This window comes from Agarivorans sp. Toyoura001 (genome assembly GCF_005405585.1).
Lineage (GTDB): Bacteria > Pseudomonadota > Gammaproteobacteria > Enterobacterales > Celerinatantimonadaceae > Agarivorans.
In genome coordinates this window covers 125,181-145,849 of the sequence record NZ_BJEQ01000005.1, presented here as the reverse complement: position 1 = coordinate 145,849, position 20,669 = coordinate 125,181, and the positions used below count along the sequence as shown (strand labels likewise).

Annotated in this window: 24 protein-coding genes and 1 other RNA gene; 9 read left to right on the top strand and 16 right to left on the bottom strand. The window is 43.0% G+C overall.

Going from position 1 to position 20,669, the window contains the following annotated elements:
• Positions 1-11: 11 nt before the first annotated feature.
• The 4 genes from odhB (at position 12) to FFR00_RS08700 (ending at position 5,628) form a co-directional block, all read left to right on the top strand.
• Positions 12-1,193 carry a 2-oxoglutarate dehydrogenase complex dihydrolipoyllysine-residue succinyltransferase gene (gene odhB, locus FFR00_RS08715; RefSeq protein WP_137673003.1) on the top strand — a complete coding sequence of 394 codons (1,182 nt, stop codon included), beginning with the start codon at positions 12-14 and terminating at the stop codon, positions 1,191-1,193.
• A gap of 92 nt (positions 1,194-1,285) precedes the next feature.
• Positions 1,286-2,452, top strand: a complete 1,167-nt coding sequence (sucC, locus tag FFR00_RS08710) for an ADP-forming succinate--CoA ligase subunit beta (protein ID WP_137673002.1) — start codon at positions 1,286-1,288, stop codon at positions 2,450-2,452.
• Complete coding sequence (sucD, locus tag FFR00_RS08705) at positions 2,452-3,324, top strand: succinate--CoA ligase subunit alpha (protein ID WP_137673001.1); 873 nt, start codon at positions 2,452-2,454, stop codon at positions 3,322-3,324. The genes sucC and sucD overlap by 1 nt, the downstream gene beginning before the upstream one ends.
• 216 nt (positions 3,325-3,540) lie before the next feature.
• Positions 3,541-5,628, top strand: a complete 2,088-nt coding sequence (locus tag FFR00_RS08700) for a hypothetical protein (protein ID WP_137673000.1) — start codon at positions 3,541-3,543, stop codon at positions 5,626-5,628.
• A gap of 53 nt (positions 5,629-5,681) precedes the next feature.
• Here the strand turns inward: FFR00_RS08700 and FFR00_RS21620 are convergent, their stop codons facing one another.
• Complete coding sequence (locus FFR00_RS21620) at positions 5,682-5,834, bottom strand: hypothetical protein (RefSeq protein ID WP_154675870.1); 153 nt, start codon at positions 5,832-5,834, stop codon at positions 5,682-5,684.
• Positions 5,835-6,296: 462 nt separating this feature from the next.
• Between FFR00_RS21620 and pfkA the strand changes: the two genes are divergently transcribed.
• Positions 6,297-7,259 carry a 6-phosphofructokinase gene (gene pfkA, locus FFR00_RS08695; RefSeq protein WP_137673120.1) on the top strand — a complete coding sequence of 321 codons (963 nt, stop codon included), beginning with the start codon at positions 6,297-6,299 and terminating at the stop codon, positions 7,257-7,259.
• A 73-nt stretch (positions 7,260-7,332) separates the two neighbouring features.
• Here pfkA and FFR00_RS08690 read toward each other — a convergent pair whose 3' ends face one another.
• A complete protein-coding gene (locus FFR00_RS08690; protein WP_201798719.1) occupies positions 7,333-8,124 on the bottom strand; it encodes a DUF547 domain-containing protein in 792 nt (263 codons plus the stop codon).
• Between the two features lie 59 nt (positions 8,125-8,183).
• Here FFR00_RS08690 and ffs point away from each other — a divergent pair.
• An RNA gene (gene ffs, locus FFR00_RS08685) (signal recognition particle sRNA small type) lies at positions 8,184-8,280 on the top strand.
• A gap of 227 nt (positions 8,281-8,507) precedes the next feature.
• On the opposite strand, the gene lepB is transcribed toward ffs, so the two are convergent.
• From lepB to FFR00_RS08645, 8 genes are all read right to left on the bottom strand, one after another.
• Complete coding sequence (lepB, locus tag FFR00_RS08680) at positions 8,508-9,236, bottom strand: signal peptidase I (protein WP_137672999.1); 729 nt, start codon at positions 9,234-9,236, stop codon at positions 8,508-8,510.
• Positions 9,237-9,244: 8 nt separating this feature from the next.
• A complete protein-coding gene (locus FFR00_RS08675; protein ID WP_137672998.1) occupies positions 9,245-9,586 on the bottom strand; it encodes a hypothetical protein in 342 nt (113 codons plus the stop codon).
• 1 nt (position 9,587) lies between these two features.
• The gene (locus FFR00_RS08670; RefSeq protein ID WP_137672997.1) at positions 9,588-10,925 is read right to left on the bottom strand and encodes a hypothetical protein; all 1,338 of its coding nucleotides are present in this window, start codon (positions 10,923-10,925) and stop codon (positions 9,588-9,590) included.
• Positions 10,926-10,940: 15 nt separating this feature from the next.
• Positions 10,941-12,029: a hypothetical protein gene (locus FFR00_RS08665; protein ID WP_137672996.1), complete on the bottom strand. Its 1,089-nt coding sequence runs from the start codon at positions 12,027-12,029 to the stop codon at positions 10,941-10,943.
• Positions 12,030-12,293: 264 nt separating this feature from the next.
• Positions 12,294-13,088, bottom strand: a complete 795-nt coding sequence (locus FFR00_RS08660; protein WP_137672995.1) for a hypothetical protein — start codon at positions 13,086-13,088, stop codon at positions 12,294-12,296.
• Positions 13,085-13,879 carry a hypothetical protein gene (locus FFR00_RS08655; protein ID WP_137672994.1) on the bottom strand — a complete coding sequence of 265 codons (795 nt, stop codon included), beginning with the start codon at positions 13,877-13,879 and terminating at the stop codon, positions 13,085-13,087. The genes FFR00_RS08660 and FFR00_RS08655 overlap by 4 nt, the downstream gene beginning before the upstream one ends.
• Positions 13,876-14,679: a hypothetical protein gene (locus FFR00_RS08650; RefSeq protein WP_137672993.1), complete on the bottom strand. Its 804-nt coding sequence runs from the start codon at positions 14,677-14,679 to the stop codon at positions 13,876-13,878. The genes FFR00_RS08655 and FFR00_RS08650 overlap by 4 nt, the downstream gene beginning before the upstream one ends.
• Before the next feature lie 219 nt (positions 14,680-14,898).
• Positions 14,899-15,822, bottom strand: coding sequence for a hypothetical protein (locus tag FFR00_RS08645; RefSeq protein ID WP_137672992.1), 924 nt, complete (start codon positions 15,820-15,822; stop codon positions 14,899-14,901).
• 566 nt (positions 15,823-16,388) lie between these two features.
• On the opposite strand from FFR00_RS08645, the gene FFR00_RS08640 reads away from it, so the two are divergent.
• Together FFR00_RS08640 and FFR00_RS08635 are read left to right on the top strand one after the other, a co-directional pair.
• Positions 16,389-16,643 (top strand): hypothetical protein, encoded by a 255-nt coding sequence (locus FFR00_RS08640; protein ID WP_137672991.1) that lies wholly within the window; start codon positions 16,389-16,391, stop codon positions 16,641-16,643.
• Between the two features lie 44 nt (positions 16,644-16,687).
• Positions 16,688-16,966, top strand: a complete 279-nt coding sequence (locus FFR00_RS08635) for a DUF6356 family protein (RefSeq protein WP_137672990.1) — start codon at positions 16,688-16,690, stop codon at positions 16,964-16,966.
• Positions 16,967-16,981: 15 nt separating this feature from the next.
• Here the strand turns inward: FFR00_RS08635 and FFR00_RS08630 are convergent, their stop codons facing one another.
• From FFR00_RS08630 to FFR00_RS08610, 5 genes are read right to left on the bottom strand one after another with little or no spacing between them, the layout of a single operon-like run.
• A complete protein-coding gene (locus FFR00_RS08630) occupies positions 16,982-17,755 on the bottom strand; it encodes a pseudouridine synthase (protein WP_306766883.1) in 774 nt (257 codons plus the stop codon).
• Between the two features lie 52 nt (positions 17,756-17,807).
• On the bottom strand, positions 17,808-18,164 hold the full coding sequence (locus FFR00_RS08625) for a hypothetical protein (protein ID WP_137672989.1): 357 nt from the start codon (positions 18,162-18,164) through the stop codon (positions 17,808-17,810).
• An 18-nt stretch (positions 18,165-18,182) separates the two neighbouring features.
• A complete protein-coding gene (locus FFR00_RS08620; protein ID WP_137672988.1) occupies positions 18,183-18,425 on the bottom strand; it encodes a hypothetical protein in 243 nt (80 codons plus the stop codon).
• Positions 18,426-18,446: 21 nt separating this feature from the next.
• Positions 18,447-18,719, bottom strand: a complete 273-nt coding sequence (locus FFR00_RS08615) for a hypothetical protein (RefSeq protein WP_137672987.1) — start codon at positions 18,717-18,719, stop codon at positions 18,447-18,449.
• Positions 18,720-18,732: 13 nt separating this feature from the next.
• Complete coding sequence (locus FFR00_RS08610; protein ID WP_137672986.1) at positions 18,733-19,179, bottom strand: hypothetical protein; 447 nt, start codon at positions 19,177-19,179, stop codon at positions 18,733-18,735.
• Positions 19,180-19,477: 298 nt separating this feature from the next.
• Between FFR00_RS08610 and FFR00_RS21970 the strand changes: the two genes are divergently transcribed.
• A complete protein-coding gene (locus FFR00_RS21970; protein ID WP_255437866.1) occupies positions 19,478-19,600 on the top strand; it encodes a hypothetical protein in 123 nt (40 codons plus the stop codon).
• A 125-nt stretch (positions 19,601-19,725) separates the two neighbouring features.
• On the opposite strand, the gene mepA is transcribed toward FFR00_RS21970, so the two are convergent.
• On the bottom strand, positions 19,726-20,571 hold the full coding sequence (gene mepA / locus FFR00_RS08600) for a penicillin-insensitive murein endopeptidase (protein ID WP_137672985.1): 846 nt from the start codon (positions 20,569-20,571) through the stop codon (positions 19,726-19,728).
• Positions 20,572-20,669: the final 98 nt, after the last annotated feature.

Genomic DNA, 20,669 nt, shown 5'->3' with positions numbered 1-20,669 from the left:
AGGAAGCCTTAATGAGCATTGAAATTAAAGTGCCAGACCTACCCGAATCAGTAGCTGATGCATCGATTGCAACATGGCATAAACAGCCGGGTGATGCGGTTGAGCGTGATGAAGTCATTGTAGATATTGAAACCGATAAAGTTGTTCTAGAAGTGCCAGCAATGGAAGCCGGTGTTCTGGAAGAGATTATTGAAGCTGAAGGCGCTACCGTTCTTGGTCAGCAGCTTATCGGCCGGATGAAAGCTGGCGCAGTTGCTGGTGAAGAAGTAAGCACCAAAGCCGCTGACGCTGATAACGAAAAAGCCGACAGTGCTGATGAGTTATCACCTTCTGTACGCCGCCTAGTGGCAGAGAAGGGCATTGATGCTTCTGCAATTAAAGGCACAGGCCCTAATGGCCGAGTGACTAAAGAAGATGTTGAAGCGCATATTGCTAAGCCAGCTGCTAGCGCTGCACCTAAAGCAGAAGCTGCTCCACAAGCACCATTATCTTCACGTAGCGAAAAGCGTGTAGCAATGACTCGTTTACGTAAGCGCGTAGCTGAGCGTTTGCTTGAAGCGAAAAACACCACGGCGATGTTAACGACTTTTAATGAAGTAAACATGAAGCCAATCATGACATTGCGTAAACAATATCAAGAAGTGTTCGAAAAGCGTCACGACATTCGCCTTGGTTTTATGTCGTTCTACGTAAAAGCGGTAGTAGAAGCGTTAAAACGTTTCCCTGAAGTGAACGCTTCTATTGATGGTGACGAAATTGTTTATCACAATTACTTCGACGTAAGCATTGCCGTATCAACTCCGCGAGGCTTGGTTACGCCAGTATTACGCGACTGTGATTTGCTAAGTGTTGCCGACATCGAAAAAGGCATTCGTGCCTTAGCGATTAAAGGCCGTGACGGTAAGTTAACCGTAGATGAATTAACCGGTGGTAACTTTACGATTACTAATGGTGGTGTATTTGGCTCGCTAATGTCTACGCCAATTATTAACCCGCCGCAAAGTGCCATTTTAGGCATGCATAAAATTCAAGATCGTCCAATGGCTGTAAACGGCCAAGTGGAGATACTACCAATGATGTACTTAGCATTGTCTTACGACCATCGCTTGGTAGATGGAAAAGAGTCTGTTGGTTTCTTAGTAACCATTAAAGAGTTACTCGAAGATCCAACACGCTTATTGCTCGACGTGTAATAAAACTTTGTATTGGGCCTGAGTTTCAGGCCCTTATTCGGAAAGGTGTTCAGCACCTCTAATGTATCCCCTAACACTATGGATAGAACATCATGAATTTGCATGAATATCAGGCCAAGCAATTATTTGCCGACTATGGCTTGCCAGTGCCAGAAGGTTACGCCTGTGATACCCCACAAGAAGCAGCTGAAGCTGCGGGTAAAATCCCTGGCTCTACCTGGGTAGTTAAAACTCAAGTTCACGCAGGTGGACGTGGTAAAGCCGGTGGCGTAAAAGTCACCTCTGATAAAGAAGAAATTAAATCCTTTGCTCAGCAATGGTTAGGTAAGAACTTAGTGACTTACCAAACGGATGCTAACGGCCAACCAGTATCAAAAATCTTGGTTGAAGAAGCATCAGACATTGCTAACGAGCTTTATTTAGGTGCGGTAGTAGACCGTGCTTCTCGTCGCGTTGTATTTATGGCTTCAATTGAAGGCGGAGTGGAGATCGAAAAGGTCGCCGAAGAAACGCCTGAGCTGATTCATCAAATGGAAATTGATCCATTAGTGGGTCCACAGCCATACCAAGCGCGTGAGCTTGCGTTTAAATTAGGCCTAGAAGGCACTCAAATCCGTCAATTCACCAAAATCTTTGTTGGTTTGGCTGAAATGTTCACTGACCATGATTTAGCCTTACTAGAAATTAACCCTCTAGTAGTGACTGGTAGTGGTGATTTAGTGTGTCTAGATGGCAAAATCACCATCGACTCAAATGCCATGTACCGTCAGCCTAAACTACGCGAAATGCATGATCCTTCGCAAGAAGATGAGCGCGAAGCACATGCCGCTCAATGGGAGCTGAACTATGTAGCCCTAGATGGCAGCATTGGTTGTATGGTAAACGGTGCTGGTTTAGCAATGGGAACCATGGATATCGTGCAATTGCACGGTGGTTCTCCGGCTAACTTCTTAGATGTTGGCGGCGGCGCAACCAAAGAGCGCGTAACCGAAGCATTTAAAATTATTTTGTCAGATGACAAAGTAAAAGCGGTATTAGTAAACATCTTCGGCGGAATCGTTCGTTGTGACTTAATTGCAGACGGTATTATCGGCGCAGTTGAAGAAGTTGGCGTAAGCGTACCAGTAGTTGTTCGCCTAGAAGGTAACAATGCTGAATTAGGCACCCAACGTTTGGCTGAGTCTGGCCTTAACATTATTGCAGCTACCAGCTTAACAGATGCTGCAGAGCAAGTAGTTAAAGCTGCGGAGGCCAAATAATGAGCATTTTAATCGATAAAAATACCAAAGTGATTTGCCAAGGTTTCACTGGCGGACAAGGTACCTTCCACTCAGAGCAAGCGATTGAGTACGGAACGCAAATGGTAGGTGGAGTATCACCTGGTAAAGGCGGTCAAACTCACTTAGGTCTTCCTGTATTTAACACGGTAAGAGAAGCAGTAGAAGCCACTGGCGCAGACGCAACAGTGATTTACGTTCCTGCTCCTTTCTGTAAAGACGCTATTTTAGAAGCAATCTCTGCAGGCATTAAAATCATCATCACCATTACTGAAGGTATTCCAACATTGGATATGCTAGACGTAAAAGTGAAGTTAGATGAAGCTGGCGCGCGTATGATTGGCCCTAACTGCCCAGGCGTAATTACTCCTGATGAATGTAAAATTGGCATTATGCCTGGTCACATTCACAAAGCCGGTAAAGTAGGTATTGTATCGCGTTCAGGTACTTTAACTTATGAAGCAGTTAAGCAAACTACCGACGAAGGGTTTGGTCAGTCTAGTTGTGTTGGTATTGGTGGTGACCCAATTCCTGGTTCAAACTTTATTGATATTTTGGAGATGTTCCAAAATGATCCGCAAACAGAAGCCATTGTAATGATTGGTGAAATTGGCGGTAGTGCTGAAGAAGAAGCTGCTGCTTACATTAAAGCTAATGTGACTAAGCCGGTAGTCTCTTACATTGCTGGTGTAACAGCTCCTCCTGGTAAGCGCATGGGCCATGCTGGCGCTATTATCGCAGGCGGTAAAGGTACCGCAGCAGATAAATTTGCAGCTTTGGAAGACGCTGGTGTTAAAACAGTACGTAGTCTTGCTGATATTGGTAAAGCATTACGCGAAGTAACAGGCTGGTAAGCTTTTTACGTTTAATATTAAGGCGCCGTAGGGCGCCTTTTTTGTGACTATTGTTTTAGCTAGAACAATTGGCTCTTAACATTTTGGTAAACTCAACTAACTACAATCACAATAAACAGCGCGAGAAGCCTGAATTACTTGATTTTGTGAGGGGAATGAACAAGGATGGAGGTATAAAAAATAAAATTAAAACTAGACTAACAACAAGGATGAACTATGAAGGATTCACCTCCTATAGAACACTTGTATTACACCGAACCTAGCCTAGATAAAATTCTAGGTAACCTTGATAAGGTGAGACAAAACATTTTCCCTAACTTATCTGAAGAAAAAGATCTGTTAGAGCAAAGTTTTCCATCGGTTTGTTTAATTGGCCTTGGCCGATGTGGTTCGAATATAGCACTCGATGTAGCCACCTTGGTTTACAACTCCCGCACACATTACCTCAACGAAATTGAATACCAAGATCAAATCGCACAAGAGCGTGAATTTAAGCCAATGCGTTGGATTAAAAATCATTTGCCACTGGATAACGGTAACGGTGACAACCCAGTATTTTTAATCGAGCCCGTGGTGTTGGTGGGGGACTTAGATAAAGACATCGCGGGTCGTATCAAGTACTCCTCGCAAGCTGGGCGTCAAAAATTCTTAGAGGAATACAAAAAACTCCAGCTAATGGATTTGTCTGAAGTACATGCCGGCGGTGCGGGTAACGCACCTATCTTAGGCCAGTACTTAGCCAAAATTATTCTTAATAAAGAAACCGGCAGTTTTAGAAATGAAGACTGGCGACATATTCATTCTTACTTGGTTGACTCTTGCGGCATTAAAGCTAACCAATCGCGCTTGTATTTTTATATTTTCAGCGCGGGTGGTGGTACTGGCTCTGGTATGGCATCAGAGTTTGGTTTAGCGCAACAGTTTTCCTACCTCAGCAAAACCTTCGATTACCAAGTATCGCCGTCTAATCAGCCAGATAAACGCGACTCATTTGTTTTCGAGCCTATCTTTACGTCGGGTATTTGTATTCTGCCAAATATATCTGGTAGCAGTATTGAAGTGTCTGAAGCACTGCACATCAACGCTGGACGTTTGCTGTGTAAATATCTTTCTGAGGAGTGGGATTTCTCCTACAACGTTGAGCGTGAAAGTAACGATACGCCCGAAGATGTAATGAAGCGTATTCGCCCTTGGAACTCAATGATGCTGATCTCTAACGACATCATGCGTTATGTAGAGCAAGAAGAGAGCGAAAACGGCAAAGATATTGATGTAAACACTATGGAGAAATACGCTAACCAGTACATTTCTCAGCAAATATTCAATATTTTAACGGCTCAAGCCGTTACTACCGATTACGACGAGAACTACTTCCGTCGCGCGGGTATCGATATCTCTGAAACAGTGCGTCTAGACGCCAACGATTTGTTTATGAGCATGGCTGGCCCAGTAGCGGTTGCTTATGCCGAAAGTGTTGTGAATAAGTCGGTGAATGATGATGTAGACATTGACGAGCTATTCTTCCGCTCTATTGATCTGCCGCACTTTAACCGCGATACCCAAGCGATTGAAGGTATTAGTATTCTACCTATCGAGTCTCAGCGCTATAAGCAGTCTTTGAAGAAGTATCAAGAAAGCAAATATGATGCTGAACAGTTAAACGATCTACACTTCTTTAAGCATTGTTCATCGGTAATTTCGATTATTTCGCTACCTAAAGATTACAAGTTGTCGTTTATGGACTTGAATAAACTCAAGGTTCATATCAACAAACTGTTCCCAAATACCACGCTTAAACGTTACGCCTTGGTCATTGGCGCGTCAGCAAATTTATCGTTAACCACCTTAGTGGCCAAAAGCCCTTGTTTAAGTGACGACTTCTTAACCTTAGTCGTGGCTTACATTAAGCGCTGTTTTGCCAAAGAAGAATACCGCTATAACGACGATATCGACCAAGCTATTTTGCGCTTTATTACTCAAGATGAGTTTGATCCTGAAGAGCTGCAAAAGTTTTTGTGGGATTTTGAAAACCCAGCCAAGATTTTAGATACAAACTGGTACGCCATTAAACCAATGTACGAGAAGAAGTACCGTGAGTTAATTGGCGAGCCAGACAAGTTTGTTTCTATTAATGATATCCGTTTAGACTTTAAAAATGTTGAAAATGCGATTAAATATCTACGCGAAATTTATCGTCATAGAATCAGCAAAACCAATATTTTGTCTTTAGATAATCAAGCTGAGGGGGTGATTCATTTATCACCGGGTTTACATTCTATTGAACCTGTTCCAGACGCTAAATAGTAAACACTAAAAAAGGGGCTTTAGCCCCTTTTTTGTTGAGTAAACGGTAACAACTAATTGTTGCTTAAGTTCTCGCTGTTCAATACTAAGTGCTGTTCTTCAGCGTCTAGGTTTTGCTCTTGTTGACGCAATAAATTGTAGTTTTCTACAGCTCTGCGGTTGGTCGCAACATTTCGTTCGATGGCATATTGAAGATCAGACTTCATGGGATTCCCTTTAAATACATGATCAAACTTATTGACCTCATGGTCGGCACAAGTTTGCAGGCGGTATGTTACATTTATGTGAATGAAAAGTGAAGTCTTAACTTGCGTTTTAAACAGACCTTGCTGCTTAAATGTGCAAATTTACCAGAAAGCCTAAATCCATCTATAATCCGATGCATGCCTCGTGATTAAACTTGGACAAGGGTGAAAATTTGTTTCAAAATGTGGGTGTTATCTGATTAGGGTCATAAAACTTTTACCCATGGCGTGGCACAATGTGCGCACTTAAATACAGTTCGATGAAAACGCGGCAACGCAGGCTTCGAAGCTGTTAACAGAAAATATTTATTGCCCCCGACTGTTCTCGTTAAGCAAATAAAACCAATAAGCATTAACAGGGTAGTGGGAGGAATCGTTGAATTATTACGTAAGTTTTGGTCAGTTCAGCTTGGTGAGGGAATGATGGTTAAGAAAATTGGTGTTTTAACGAGTGGCGGCGACGCTCCTGGTATGAATGCAGCAGTACGCGCAGTTGTGCGTAGTGCTTTATCTAAAGGTATTGAAGTATACGGCGTATACGACGGTTACATGGGGCTACATGACGATAACATTAAAAAGTTAGACCGTTATAGTGTGTCTGATGTTATCAACCGTGGTGGTACGTTCTTGGGCTCAGCACGTTTTCCTGAGTTTAAAGAACTTGCAGTGCGTGAAGTTGCCGTAGAAAACATGAAGAAACATGGCATCGAAGCGCTAGTAGTAGTGGGCGGCGACGGTTCTTACATGGGCGCTAAAAAGCTAACTGAAATGGGCTTCCCATGTATTGGTCTACCTGGCACTATCGATAATGATATTGCGGGTACCGATTACACGATTGGCTTCGACACCGCATTAAATGTAGTGATTGACGCTATCGACCGTATTCGTGATACGTCTTCTTCCCATAACCGTATTTCTGTTATCGAAATCATGGGCCGTTACTGTGGTGACTTAGCCATGCAAGCAAGTATTGCTGGCGGCGCAGAGTACGTGATTATTCCTGAGAAAGGTTTTGATCGTGAAGGCTTGTTACAAAGCCTTCAAGATGGTCAGAAAAAAGGTAAAAAGCACGCCATTGTTGCTATTACCGAACATATTACTAATGTGAACGAATTAGCTGCTGGTATCGAGATGGCCACTGGCCGTGAAACTCGCGCAACTATTCTTGGTCACATTCAGCGAGGTGGTACACCAACTGGTCGTGACCGCGTAATGGCTAGCCGTATGGGCGCTTATGCCGTAGAGTTGTTGCTTGAAGGCGAAGGTGGCCGTTGTATCGGTATTCAAAACAACACCATGGTTCATCACGACATCATTGATTGTATTGAAAACATGAAACGTCCATTCAACGAAGAGCTATACGACTTATCTACAAGCTTGTTCTAAGCTTTTAGCGTGGAATAAAAAAGCCCGCTACAGCGGGCTTTTTTGTACCTGTGTTTTAGCTTAATCGCGCTAGCTAGCGGTAATCATTTAGCGACCAATCGTAATCTAAATAGCTGATTTTTGCCGCTTTCATTTGCTCTGGTGTCATCCTTAAATCAACGGCATAGTCACTAAGGTAGTTATTTAAACTCTTACCAAAGTCACCTTTGTACCACTTAAAAATAGACGACAGCTTTAAGCGATTACTCTCTTTGTCATAGTGGTTTTTGTTACTTTGTAAAAATTCTTTAAAAGCCTGTTTAATCTGTTGTTCAACAGCATCGCCGGTATAAGCAACACTTTGTAAAGGAGGGCAGCTAATCGCAGCACACACTACCGCGGCATGAATGTGTGGATTATTGTAACCGGGGCGAATTAAATCGTGTTCGATATGATCAAGGCTGACTTTTTCGCCAAACAACATAAAGCGTTTTTTCTTCCAGGGCGATTGAAACAGGTTACCCAAATCGCGAATAGAAGTAATGTTAGGGTAGGCACTAAGAATGTACTGCACGGTATAAGCGTTGTAAGCATTAATAAGAAATGCCAGCTGCTCGTTATCCGACCAAGCATCAAATTCACTTTGCGTGATGCTTGCCAATTTGTCTAAATAAGCCTGCAATTCTTGTCGATCAAAGTTGGCATAGTCTACGCGACTTTCTTGATTAGCCACCGGCCAATGAACATATTCTTTTAGCAAACCATCCCATTGCGAGTGATCAAAAGATTCTGCCAAGGCCAATGGAGATGCAATTAAACTAATAAGGATTAAAACTTGAGCAAACAAACGCTTTGCAGGGTTAAAAAGCGTTTTTAGCGTTTGCAAAACCGCAAGGCTTAAGCGAGAATAGCCTCGCTTCTTAGGAAGCTCATCTATGGTGGCCCTATTGGTCCTCCCGCATTGATACTCTGTGAACTCGGCCAGGCCCGGAAGGGAGCAACCGCAGCAGACGACTCGAGTGCCGGGATGTGGCTGATAGGGTTGCCACCCAATCTTATAAGCTACTAATTTAATAAGATTTCTCACGTTTCTTCCTCTCTAATACTCAGCATATATTTTATTGCAGAAACACATTTAGCATTGGTGTAATTGCCGTTGCTTATTGTTATTAATGAGACAGGACAAGTAAGCCATTTCTTTCAGCTATTTAGTGAGCTAATGTGAATACCCCCCTTAATACAGATTTTAGCTTAGTAAGCGCTTAGGCCTTAGTTAACCCACACTAACCTTACCACTCCTACAATATCTTTACTGGCAACAGCGCCAAAGTTTCGGCTATCAAAGCTGTAGGCGCGGTTGTCGCCCATGGCAAACCACTGTTGCTCATCTAAATTTATGGTTTGTTGGCCTTCGGCTAGTGGTGGTTGCCATCGCAACTGTGGGCAATCCCATGGTTGTTGCTGTTGAGTGAGTAAATGGCCTTGTAGGGTAAACTGGCTATTAGGCGGGGCAACTAAGCGTTTTACGTAGTTTATTTGCTGGTGTGTAAATACTGCCATGTCGCAACGCTGTGGTTTAGCGTAGCGATCTACCAAAATAATAGAACCTAAGGGCAGGGTAGGCAGCATAGAGCCAGAAGGCACTTGGTACAAAGACAAACCACCAGCAGCATAGGTTATGGCAAGGCTTAGTAGCGTGCTGGCGGGCAGCATTAATAGGTATTGTAGCCCTTTTATTAGTTTGTGCTTTGCTTGAGTCGTTAACCGCTGTTCCTGTTTGAACATCGGCTTAATAAGCGCCAGCAGCAATAGTAATATGCCAAGGTTTAGGCTCATAAAGCCAGTTAGCAAATATAACCATGAGAAGTTGATATTAGAGCTGGCACTGTTTGGCTCATAGCCTGAGTCAATACTGCTTACTCGCGCTAAAACCACTAAACAGAGTAAAAGGCTAGCTAGCCAAAAGAGATACTTAGTGGCATTTTTTTCTGCGCTCACCTTAGCATTTACTCGTACTCGGCATCATCACAGCTTTGGTTTATCGACAAGCTAGTTAGCGGGAAGGGCTTAAAAAAGCCCTCTAGGGCTTCGGCTAACTCTTCGGTGTCTGGGCCAGACAAAAACTCTACACTTAACTCACCTTGTTTATACTCTGCTTGCTCGGCCCAAATGTCTGGGAAGGCATCGAGTATTTCTTCAAAGGCATCGCCGCTATCGGGGCTAATTTCATCAAACAAATCTTGCAGTTGGTGGCCGATGGTATTGGCCATAAATAGCTTAGCAATGGCTTGCCACTGCGCTTGATGTTCTGCTTGGCCTTGTAGTTTAAGTAACACTATGTCTGTCATGTTAGCTCCTATTTTCAATAAACGTCGATTCGTGGTGTATCCAACTTTCGAGAGAAGTAATAGGCAGCTGTTCAAACAGTGCCACCAGAGCTTGCTCAGCTTGCTTGGTATTGCAAGTGTTAGATTTTCGAGTATTGCCTTTAATGAGAAGAGCGTAGTTTTTATAATAGGGCTTTTGGAGTAGGGATATTGCTACATAAATGTTTAATGCACGAATAGCGAGCCATTGCTCGCTTAAATGGGGGGCGATTTTTGCCAGTAAGCTAAATACTAAATCTGGATTGTCGGGGTCGTCGGGGGCAACTCGGAGGTCTACAAAGCCCCAATTCGCTCGGCTTTCACCTTCTCTTGGCTCAAGTTTGTTAAAGTGCTGCTGCCAAATTTTTAGGTTAGCTTCATCCAAACCAATTTGTATCTTACAGTCTTCGGCATACTCCAGTATTGGCTTGAAAAAGGCGGAAGGGGCCTGTAAATCGCTTAGTAATTGTTTTAACAGTGGGCGCTGCTCGGCGATTTTAGTTACCGCTGTTACTAGTTGCGATTGCTTATCTTTAAGCGCCTGTAAACGGGGCGATAAGCTTGCTGTGGCGCTGCTTATGCCCATGGCGAGCGCAATCCATAAATACGTTTTTTTGTCTTGTTTATCTTCGTCTTTCTCCCAGTTGGCTGTTAAACAACTATCTGGTAGGGCGGCAATCAGCGATGCTAGGTAATTAGGGCGTTGCCATAATACACTGGTATTCAGGTCGCAGTTGTTATCTAGTTCGGGCATTAGTCTTAACAATAACCTTAATAACAAATCGTCAATACTTATATCCAGCTGCCACCCGGGGTGCTCTGGGTTAAGTCTATGTTCTATTTGGTGTGCAGGGCTATAATTCTCGCCTAATATCCAATCAAATATACTGAGTTTTTCTGCTTGATGTAAATAACTGATAGCTCGCTCGGGGCAAGAGCTAAATTCTGATTCGATAAGCCATTGTACTAATTTAACTAGATAACTCTCAATTGGCAGATCATGTGATGTTTCCGGTTCGTTTTGCTCCAATATAGGGTAAAGAGTTTCAATTAAGTAACCGATACTGGCAGGTTCAACAATTGGAAAAAGGTCAATTAAAACATCGAAATGGCGGTGCGCAACTAGTTTAGAATCTATTTCACCGGTTAGAAAGCATCGCTTTAGGGCTTTTAGCTCGCTACGCTTTAAGAAATAGAACCATTTTGCGTGGTGTTTATCCCATATTTGCTCACGTTGCGTTTGCCAGTTTAAGTCACCGGTTCGTTCTTCTATTTGCTGCGCTAGTTGCGCAGGCATATTGCTCATATCAACTATAGGCATGTGGGTTCTCGTTATTTACTGGTATTCTTTAATTAATTGGTTTAGCTCATCGGTATCTAATACCTCGAGCAGTTCTGCTTCGGCCATTTTTAAAATTACTCGACTAATTGTTAAAGGTTTTACTCGGGCAGCCTGCGCTTTTACCCTATCCTCATCTATTAATTTGCTACCGGTTGGGCCGATACCAAAAAGAGCCTTCATTTCTGGTTCTTCGCCATTTTTAGGCGGTGTGGCAGCATGCCACCTTGGGCTGTCCTTTAACGTAGCACTACCTACTTGCATACTTAGGACTTTTTTTCGATTTGCTTTGGTAGCCCCTTCATACTTAAACTGTTGAAAATACCAACGGTTCTCTGCAACAACAACTTGTTCGCCTCCATCTTTGATAGGTTTCCAAGAAAGTTTTTTAAGAGTGGCGGTCCAGTCAAACACCATTTGTTTGTGCATTGGTGTGCCTTTATCACTGGCTATGTCCCAGTGCTTTACCTTGAGCAAGACGTGAGGTTTTTTTACTCGTTGCGCTTTATAACTTTTGGCTTCTACCCATATTTCGCCTTTATTACCTTCCAACAGTACATCAACGTAGCGTATTCGTGGCTTGCCTTGTGCCAAATCTTTATCTGTGATTATTTTGTTTATGCCTTTTAACTCATTTAGCTTAGTTGGAGTATCTGGAAGTACGACATAGCGGCCAACATCAGAGCCAACCACTGGTTCGTTGCCACTTATACGATAGGCTATTTGGTGAAGCGCTATTACCTCGAGGTGAAACATCGCTCCATGGCCTTTACCAGAAAATCGGGGGTCTCGATAGGGTGATTCTTCATACATTTTTCCATCCAAACTATCTGTAAAAATAGTCCCAACTTTTCTGGCAAAGTCTGCTGCTACTTGGGCATTTAAGCCTTGTCGATCGCCACAGCCCAATTGATTTGCTTGGTCACCATCTAGTGTTCCGCAGGCAATTTCCCAGCCTAGATATGAGAATATTGCAGCCATTTCTGTCACGCTGTACCGTGCGTTTGTTTTACCTTTTAGGAAGTTTTTAGTTTTTCTAGTTCCAGCATGAGCCATCAAATTTATGGGTGTCCTATCTTTTGTCATGAGCAAATGTTGTGCAAGAAATAACACCTGTAACTATGAGTGTATTACTAATCTTCATTCGAAATCATTCCACCCTTGTTGGCCTTTAGCGATTGCGGCACGAATGCGGTCTTCAACTTGCTGTTGACTAATGCCTGTGAGCTTTGTTTCGACAAACAAGGTCGCCTCGATACAAGCCAATTGCGGCAATAATTAAGAATATTACGGTGGTTACTCTTATGGGTTTGTTTTGGGGGGCTTGCCACCTAGTAAGTAGTTTAAGATTCATTTGAATGTGTTCCAGCCTCTGTGTCCATTTGTAATGGCTCGGTTGACTCGTTCTTCAACTTGCTGTTGAGTAACATCGTTAAGTGCAGTTTCTGTTAAAAAATCTGCGGCTAGACGAGGTAAATGTTTGTTTATTAATCGTTCTCTTTCTGTCTCGGGAATATCTAATATGTAACTGATAAAAGTTGAGGTTCGGACATAGCTTAAAGAGCATCTTTGTACTTTTTCTCTTTGTAATTGAGCTTCACTCCACCCCGTATTTTTATAATGCTCGATGGTTCTCTGTGGCATGCAACCTTCCATCCGGTACTTAATTGGCGCGATGACCACTTCACCTAGGTCTACCGGGCCTTCGGCGTTGGAGGGAACGCCAATCACTCTGCTACTCGCTGTGTGGTTTTTTACCCTAAATTGATAATCAAAGTGCCGAATACCTATTTGAAATCCTACCTGTTCTTGAACAATACCGCTGGGGCGCTTTGGCGAGTAGAAAAAACCTCGAGGAAATACAGTTGGTTCACCGGTATTCATCAGTTGCTCGTGGTGATAAGTGAAATCGTTGCCATCGAGCCAACCACCGGTAATGTGATACATACTAATCAGAGCATCTTCTACAGGCTCACCGTCTTCACTCACTAGGGTTAAAGTAAGCGGGCCATAACAACCGCTACGTAGACAAACAAGGTCGCCTCGATACAAGCCAATTGCGGCAATAATTAAGAATATTACGGTGGTTACTCTTATGGGTTTGTTTTGGGGGGCTTGCCACCTAGTAAGTAGTTTAAGATTCATTTGAATGTGTTCCAGCCTCTGTGCCCATTTGTAATAGCCTGGTTGACTCGTTCTTCAACCTGCTGTTGAGTAACATCGTCAAGAGCAGTTTCTGTTAAAAAATTAGCGGCTAGACGAGGTAAATGTTTGTTTATTAATCGTTCTCTTTCTGCCTCGGGAGCATCCAATATGTAACCTATAAACTTAGTTAGTTTAAACTTACTAATTGCGCACCTCTGCACTCTTTTTCGGTCAATTTGAACGTCACTCAACCCACTGTTTTTATAAAACTTTTCATTTTCTGAGGTAAAGCAACCTTCCATCCGGTACTTAATTGGCGCGATGACCACTTCACCTAGGTCTACCGGGCCTTCGGCGTTGGAGGGAACGCCAATCACTCTGCTACTCGCTGTGTGGTTTTTTACCCTAAATTGATAATCAAAGTGCCGAATACCTATTTGAAATCCTACCTGTTCTTGAACAATACCGCTGGGGCGCTTTGGCGAGTAGAAAAAACCTCGAGGAAATACAGTTGGTTCACCGGTATTCATCAGTTGCTCGTGGTGATAAGTGAAATCGTTGCCATCGAGCCAACCACCGGTAATGTGATACATACTAATCAGGGCATCTTCTACAGGCTCACCGTCTTCACTCACTAGGGTTAAAGTAAGCGGGCCATAACAACCGCTACGTAGACAAACAAGGTCGCCTCGATACAAGCCAATTGCGGCAATAATTAAGAATATTACGGTGGTTACTCTTATGGGTTTGTTTTGGGGGGCTTGCCACCTAGTAAGTAGTTTAAGATTCATTTGAATGTGTTCCAGCCTCTGTGTCCATTTGTAATGGCTCGGTTGACTCGTTCTTCAACTTGCTGTTGAGTAACATCGTCAAGAGCAGTTTCTGTTAAAAAATCTGCGGCTAGACGAGGTAAATGTTTGTTTATTAATCGTTCTCTTTCTGTCTCGGGAATATCTAATATGTAACTGATAAAAGTTGAGGTTCGGACATAGCTTAAAGAGCATCTTTGTACTTTTTCTCTTTGTAATTTAGCTTCACTCCACCCCGTATTTTTATAATGCTCGATGGTTCTCTGTGGCATGCAACCTTCCATCCGGTACTTAATTGGTGCAATAACCACATCACCAAGGTCTACCGGGCCTTCGGCGTCGGCGGGAACGCTTACATAAAAACTACTATCAGTGTACTTTTTCTTCTTGAACGCATAATCGAAATGTCTAATATTGAGTTGTATCCCAATTTGTTCGTGATTTTTGCCGCTGGGGCGCTCTGGCGAGTAAAAAAAACCTCGAGGGAATACAGTCGGTTCGCCGGTATTCATCAAGTGTTTGTGATAGTAAGTAAAGTCGTTACCGTGGAGCCAGCCGCTGGTAATGTGATTCATTATAATAAGAGCATCTTCTACAGGCTCACCATCTTCACTCACTAGGGTTAAAGTAAGCGGGCCATAACAACCGCTACGCAGACAAACAAGGTCGCCTCGGTACAGGCCAATCGCGGCAATAATTAAAAATATTACGGTGGTAATTCTTATGGGTTTGTTTTGGGGGGCTTGCCAGCGCCTTATTACATTTTTTATGTAGTTAAACACGAGCTAAGGCCTCTAGGCGATAATCGTTTTGACTGATAGTATCCCTCTTTGTTTATTCTCACTATTACCCCAAATAGACCAACGCGTAATGCTGTTGCCTCTCCCTTTTCATCAGTCGTTCCTTTAAATTTATTACTGCCTTTGCTGAGCATGAGGCTTTTAGTTAGGGTCATTTACCTGTTCCTTGGTGTTTCATTTTACTGCTGCTGGTTTGCAAGCTTAAGGCTCATAGACTTTTTCTTCGTGTTCTAGGTCGCGAAAAAGGTTTTGTCGCCAATCATACTCTAGGCTGCGTTCGTTGGGGGTAGGGTTGTAGTAGTAGGTGAATTCTACAAAACCTACATTTTTGCGTTTGGTGGTGCCGGTGTAAGATGAGCCGAGGAATTCACCTGCTATTTTTCCATAATTGGCATGTATAACCTCACCTTCACTGTTTAGTTTAGTATTAATGCGAAAAATGTAGCCTAAAGCAGAATTGTCGTAGGTGGTAAAGCTCTGGCTGCTGGAGGATGTGTGGTATTTTAATGTGAGGCTATTTGTGTAAGCTAATTGAGGTGCTAGATAGGGGAACTGATACTCGGAGTTAGTTGTAGCTCTATTTAATTTAACTAATCCATCACCTGCACTAGCAAAAGAGATTTGCAGTTCGTTGTTGTTGTTCTGTACATCAGTATACTCACCATCTAGATAAAAGAAAATATGGGCAATATTCCCTTTGCCATAAGGGCTAACCCAATCAGCTTGCTCGAAGTCGAAGCCGATTGCTTCTCGTTTCTTGGGTACCGGTAGAAGAAGCTTCTTGGCATACATTGCGGTGGTTTTTTTCTTTTTGCGCAGCTCGATAATGAGGTTTTGGAGGTTCTTATTAGTTCTTAGTTTAGTTTGGTAGTAGCCTTCTTTATTTACCCTGAAAACTACAGCAAGATTTTTTCGGCCGATAGTTTGGAAAACTCCCTCTTTATCTGTTAAATCTTTAATGTTTTCGCCATCAATACCTAACCGACCGCCAGCAAATACTTCAGCACCTTCAACTGCTAGCCCGTCTTGGTCGACTACTTTGACTTTTACCGTGGTAAAGTTTCCGGTGCAAGCGCTGAGGTTAATAATGAACAGGCTGAAGATTAGGCTTTTTGTTATTTTCATTAGCAGCGTCCTTGCTGTTAAGCACTGTAAATAGCGATTAGAAGTATTGAATAAACTAATGAGCCATCGCTTCATCAACGATATTTGGTTCGTTAACATGTTTCGTGCCCATCATCTGCGTAATTGTCTTTTATGTCAAAATGAATTTTTATTAAATGCTAATAATAACAATATGTTAAAGGGTGAACCGGTTTAAATAAGCTTGGCCTTAGAGACAATGTGAGTCCTTTTACTATTTAAGGACTCTTGTTCTGTGTTGAAACGCTAATTCACAGAATGATGCTTGGTGGTAATAATGCTTGAGCACAGTGTGTTACTTCTTGTCACCGGGTTACTCCAGTAACTTACTTCTTTCTGTTTGCCTAAAAATCCACAATGGCTCCGTCAAAACAAGCAGCGCCAAGTTATAGGCTTAGCGGCTGATTTAAACCGGAGACTAAAACAATGACTACAGCTACTTTTAAAAAACATCCGCCAATTCCTGCTGAGCGTTTGGCAAAGCCAGTCTGTAATGAATGAGACGACAGTAATGTCGCCTTTTTGTTTTTGTCGCTTAGGAGTTATTTATGAAAATACCACGTAAGTGGGGTTTAGAAGGCTGGTACACCGCGCATTTATTTCAGTTGGTGTTTATCCAGATCCTCGTCGCTACTTTTATTTATGAGCACCCTGGCAGCGCTACGCAAGTAGGCTTAGCTATGGGAATTTGGGGTTTATCGGGTTTATTGGCGTCGTTTTCTAAAGATATCGCCTTAAGTGAAATCAATTTCTGTGTTTGTCACGTATTAGCTATGTATAAGCAAACTTTTTGTCTGGTTTAAGAATTACTCTTTAACAAAGTATTAACTTCAATAGAGGTTGAATTATGTGGTCACATTTAGTTCGAATTTTTCACGAGCATCCCAGTAGTGTTAACGAGAGTTATTGTCAGCACTTAATGACTGCAGGGCGTTTTTCTTTACGGCTATTTTTTGCAGCAGTTGTGTGTTTAGTACACGCTATATTGCCCTTTGCTTTTGTTAAAACGGGCAGCCAACAGATTCAGGCTTTACACGACAGCATGCTAAAAAACCGCCAAGCGAACGCATCAAGTCACACACCTGACAGTGAAACTCAGGTAAACAGCTTCAATTTCGAAATCTAGCCCGTTGAGTAAACTTTACTTTTCGCTTTCCACCTGTTTAATGCAGGCTACCTCTGCTGAGCTTAGCTCTCGCCAACTGGCAGGCTCAACGTTAAGGCAAATATCAGCAATTTGTTGTCGGTGTAAGGCGGTCACGCGGTTGCCAACTGCTGCAAGCATTCGTTTCACCTGATGAAACTTGCCCTCTCTAATACTCAGTGAGATTTGTTTATCCGAAATCAGCTTAACCACCGCAGGGAGAGTGGGCTTTTGTTCACCTTGCAGTTGTAGGCCAGTTTCTAAGGCTTGAATGGCTTGTGGAGTTAGCGGTTTACTTAGGTTTACCCGATAAACCTTAAGACAGTGTTGCTCTGGCCGAGTGATAGAAAATGACCAACGGCCATCGTCAGTGGCTAATACCAAACCAGTAGTGTCGGCGTCTAATCTTCCTGCTATATGTAATTGCTCATCTAAGGGGAGGCCCACCGCGGTGAAAACTGAGGGGTAAGCTTCATCAACATTAGAGCATACACATCCGGCCGGTTTGTTAATCATTATATAGCGAGAAGGGCGAGCAAAGAGTTGCTTGCCAGCCAAACTAATATGGTTGTTTTCATGTACTTGTGTATTTACATGCAAAACACATTGCTGGTTTACGTGTACTTGGCCGTTTTCTATCGCTTCCCTCGCTTGTAGCAGGCTTAGCGAAGTGCTTTTACAAATAAACTTATCCAGGCGCATAAATAGATAGAGGGTGAGTTGAAGAAATAGCTCGCGAGTGTAACCAAATACACTGCTTATGAATACCATAAAGCCCAGCAAAGCTGGGCTTAACCGCGATTGAAACTGGTTTTACTTAAGCTTATAAGCGGTCTAATGAAGCAAGCATTTGTTGCTTAAGTTTAAGACAATCAATATAGGCGCTAAGATATTGTTCTCTGGCTTGTTTAAAGTCAGGGCAAAGTTCTAGCACCTTTAAGTAAGCCGATTTAGCTTGCGCATGTTCGCCCTTTTCTAAGTGCAGCATGGTTCGTAACAACGGTTGCCAGTAAAGTTGGCTTAAAGAGAATTGATCTAAGGCTTTTAAGGCCATTTGACACTCAGGGTTATTAGCCTCTAACTCAACCGCTTTACGCGCGCAGTCAAAGCCCTGTTCTACCGCATTGGGAATACAGGCCATTGCTAGTCGGTCGGCATCTATGTACAGCAACGCTAACATTGCCCGAGCAAGGGCAAATTAGGTTTCTTGTTGGGTGGCTTGTTGCCGCGCTGCTAAAGCGGGCTGATAGTGCTCTTTGTTCAGCGTCATTAAATAATGTCGGTAACACAAGGTGGCTTCGTAAGTGGATAATTGCTCAACTTTTTTATAGTTGTAGCTTTGGTAAATCTTGCGATGAATAATGCCAAAACTAGAGGCGAGTTCTGCCACTATCTCGGCTATAAATTGGTCCTGTGCGTCAAACAAATCTTGAGTAGACATATCACAGGTGTATTTTTCAGCCTAAATTTGTTGGCTAGTGTCTGCGCGATACAAACGAGCGTGGATGCGCATTTTATCGTTTAGCGCGCACATTGTGCCGGTGGTAATAAAAGATACGTTTAGCTCTTTCCCTAGTTGGCTAATGTTGGCAGCAGTTTTTATGGCGAAGTTGGTATCGTCCATAGCATACATAGACACCACGTTTAAGCTATTGAAACGAGACAGTTCAGTGGCAAGCTCCTCACCAAAGCCGTCGGTAAAAAACTGTTGCTGATCATCGGCTGCTAAAGACAAAATGGCAACACCGTTAGGCTAGGGCTGAAGCTCTCTGCCTTATTCGTAACAGGCGTTTGTGCAGCTGGTGTAGGGAAAGGTCTTCTTCACTGCGTAGTTTAAAGCTTGGAGCATAACGGCCTTTAGGGATATTGATGTACAGAGCATCGTTAACACCTTCGGTAAAATAGTAGGTATCTAAAGAGCGACGCACTCGACCCGCTTGAATACGTACAATGGGGTCTGATTGGTGATCAAAATCAACGCCTCGGTCAAAGATCTCAATGGCAATGGTGAACTGCTTGAGGCGGTCGCCATTACCCTGCAAGGTTTGCTCAACCAAAAAGCTGAGCAACTCTTTCATTTTTGGACTTTGCTCAAATACGCTGCTTTCAATAATTCGTTCTAGCTGCCCGCGTATTAGTATCTGATGCTGCTGATTCGCTAGATCTAAACTTTGCCGTTTGCCACTGTCTATCACCTGTTTCTTATTATGCTGAGTTCATTCTGCCATTAATATGCGCCTAGAAAGTAGCACCTTGCTTAGCAAAGCCTTTGCTAACAATAGCGTAGTTGCTGTTTAGGGAGTCGTTGTCTGCTGTTACTTATTGTTACCTAAAAAATACCTTTAAATGTTCACTTTTAAGTATTTGTTTATACGTACTTTTTAATCTATTTCGGCTTGGGGACATTGTGTAACTTCTAGATTTCTAGCCATTGAGTAAACTGGCTTCCGTCAAACAAATACACATTGTATTTAGCTAATAGAGAGACAGATTATGAACACACAAGTTCAAACCAAATCAGTTGATGCGGGTTTCATGGCGTTTTCTTTAAAGCGCGTATGGCAAGCAACGGGTGCCAGTGAGGAACACGCAAACGCTGTGACTAGAGTTATGTAACGGGGGTAGCGATGCCGGTTGGTGGCGGAATGTTACCGGGTTTGTAGTTAGCCATTTAAGGCCGTAAATAGAAGCGAAGTATCGATTAAGAGCTTCGCTTCTTTGGTTATTTAGTCCAAGCTCTTTTATTGCTTTGCTTGTAAATTTTGCACCAAGGGCTCGCAGGGTAGCGGTTTTACTTTTAACGGCTTTGGTTTTTTAGCGGGCTTAAGAGTAGGGGCCTTACTGAGTTGGGTTTTCCACCAATCTAATTCGTCACAGCCATGGCCTTTGGCAATCGGCTTTTGGTTTTTACACTGTTTATCGCCAGCTGGACACACTAATCGCACATGCATATGCGAGGTATGCCCCCACCAAGGACGAATTTTTTGCAGCCAATCGTCTTGCTCGGTACGCTGATTACAGAGCTGCTCTTTAATCACAGGGCTGACAAAAATACGCGCAACGCGCTCATCTTGAGCGGCAACTTTAAGCATGGTTCTATGCTCACCCTTCCAGTTGCTTTTATTAATGGTTAGCTGTTTTTTGTCTACTACACTTACCGCATATGGTTTAGCCAGTTGCTTAGCGCTGAGTGTATCGTTTTCAAGTTTGAGCCAAATATCTACGTCTAAGCCTATTTGATGGCTGCTATGGCCAAAATTAAACTGGCCGCCGCGTGGCATAGACATATCACCCACCAAAATATTGTTGATACCTTGTTGTTTCAGTTGTTTGGCGTAATCACTGATGAAGTTCACCAAATTGGGATGCCCATAGTAGCGCTGGCGTTGGCTACGAATAACTTGATAACCTTCGCCCTCAAGCGGTAACGCTTGTGCACCGGCTAAGCAACCATTTGCATAAGAACCAATCGCAGCAGCGGGCGCTTTATAGGTGCTGGTGGCCGCTTCCCATGGGTTGTTTTGCGCAAATGTTTGTTTGCAAGTTAGCAATATGAGTAGTGAAACAATCACCTTTAACAATTTCATTTAGCGCCTTTATTCCTTAACATTGATAGCAACTATTCGCTTAAACAAATCTATCACTTAGTGTAGCGGGCATGGCGTTGATCGGGTGAGAATATTCA

Bases quoted from the DNA above. Each gene is read 5' to 3' on its own strand.
- odhB (WP_137673003.1), top strand. From the start codon at position 12: ATGAGCATTGAAATTAAAGTGCCAGACCTACCCGAATCAGTAGCTGAT.
- sucC (WP_137673002.1), top strand. From the start codon at position 1,286: ATGAATTTGCATGAATATCAGGCCAAGCAATTATTTGCCGACTATGGC.
- sucD (WP_137673001.1), top strand. From the start codon at position 2,452: ATGAGCATTTTAATCGATAAAAATACCAAAGTGATTTGCCAAGGTTTC.
- FFR00_RS08700 (WP_137673000.1), top strand. From the start codon at position 3,541: ATGAAGGATTCACCTCCTATAGAACACTTGTATTACACCGAACCTAGC.
- FFR00_RS21620 (WP_154675870.1), bottom strand. From the start codon at position 5,834: ATGAAGTCTGATCTTCAATATGCCATCGAACGAAATGTTGCGACCAAC.
- pfkA (WP_137673120.1), top strand. From the start codon at position 6,297: ATGGTTAAGAAAATTGGTGTTTTAACGAGTGGCGGCGACGCTCCTGGT.
- FFR00_RS08675 (WP_137672998.1), bottom strand. From the start codon at position 9,586: ATGACAGACATAGTGTTACTTAAACTACAAGGCCAAGCAGAACATCAA.
- FFR00_RS08670 (WP_137672997.1), bottom strand. From the start codon at position 10,925: ATGCCTATAGTTGATATGAGCAATATGCCTGCGCAACTAGCGCAGCAA.
- FFR00_RS08665 (WP_137672996.1), bottom strand. From the start codon at position 12,029: ATGACAAAAGATAGGACACCCATAAATTTGATGGCTCATGCTGGAACT.
- FFR00_RS08660 (WP_137672995.1), bottom strand. From the start codon at position 13,088: ATGAATCTTAAACTACTTACTAGGTGGCAAGCCCCCCAAAACAAACCC.
- FFR00_RS08655 (WP_137672994.1), bottom strand. From the start codon at position 13,879: ATGAATCTTAAACTACTTACTAGGTGGCAAGCCCCCCAAAACAAACCC.
- FFR00_RS08645 (WP_137672992.1), bottom strand. From the start codon at position 15,822: ATGAAAATAACAAAAAGCCTAATCTTCAGCCTGTTCATTATTAACCTC.
- FFR00_RS08640 (WP_137672991.1), top strand. From the start codon at position 16,389: ATGAAAATACCACGTAAGTGGGGTTTAGAAGGCTGGTACACCGCGCAT.
- FFR00_RS08635 (WP_137672990.1), top strand. From the start codon at position 16,688: ATGTGGTCACATTTAGTTCGAATTTTTCACGAGCATCCCAGTAGTGTT.
- FFR00_RS08630 (WP_306766883.1), bottom strand. From the start codon at position 17,755: ATGGTATTCATAAGCAGTGTATTTGGTTACACTCGCGAGCTATTTCTT.
- FFR00_RS08625 (WP_137672989.1), bottom strand. From the start codon at position 18,164: ATGTTAGCGTTGCTGTACATAGATGCCGACCGACTAGCAATGGCCTGT.
- FFR00_RS08620 (WP_137672988.1), bottom strand. From the start codon at position 18,425: ATGTCTACTCAAGATTTGTTTGACGCACAGGACCAATTTATAGCCGAG.
- FFR00_RS21970 (WP_255437866.1), top strand. From the start codon at position 19,478: ATGAACACACAAGTTCAAACCAAATCAGTTGATGCGGGTTTCATGGCG.
- mepA (WP_137672985.1), bottom strand. From the start codon at position 20,571: ATGAAATTGTTAAAGGTGATTGTTTCACTACTCATATTGCTAACTTGC.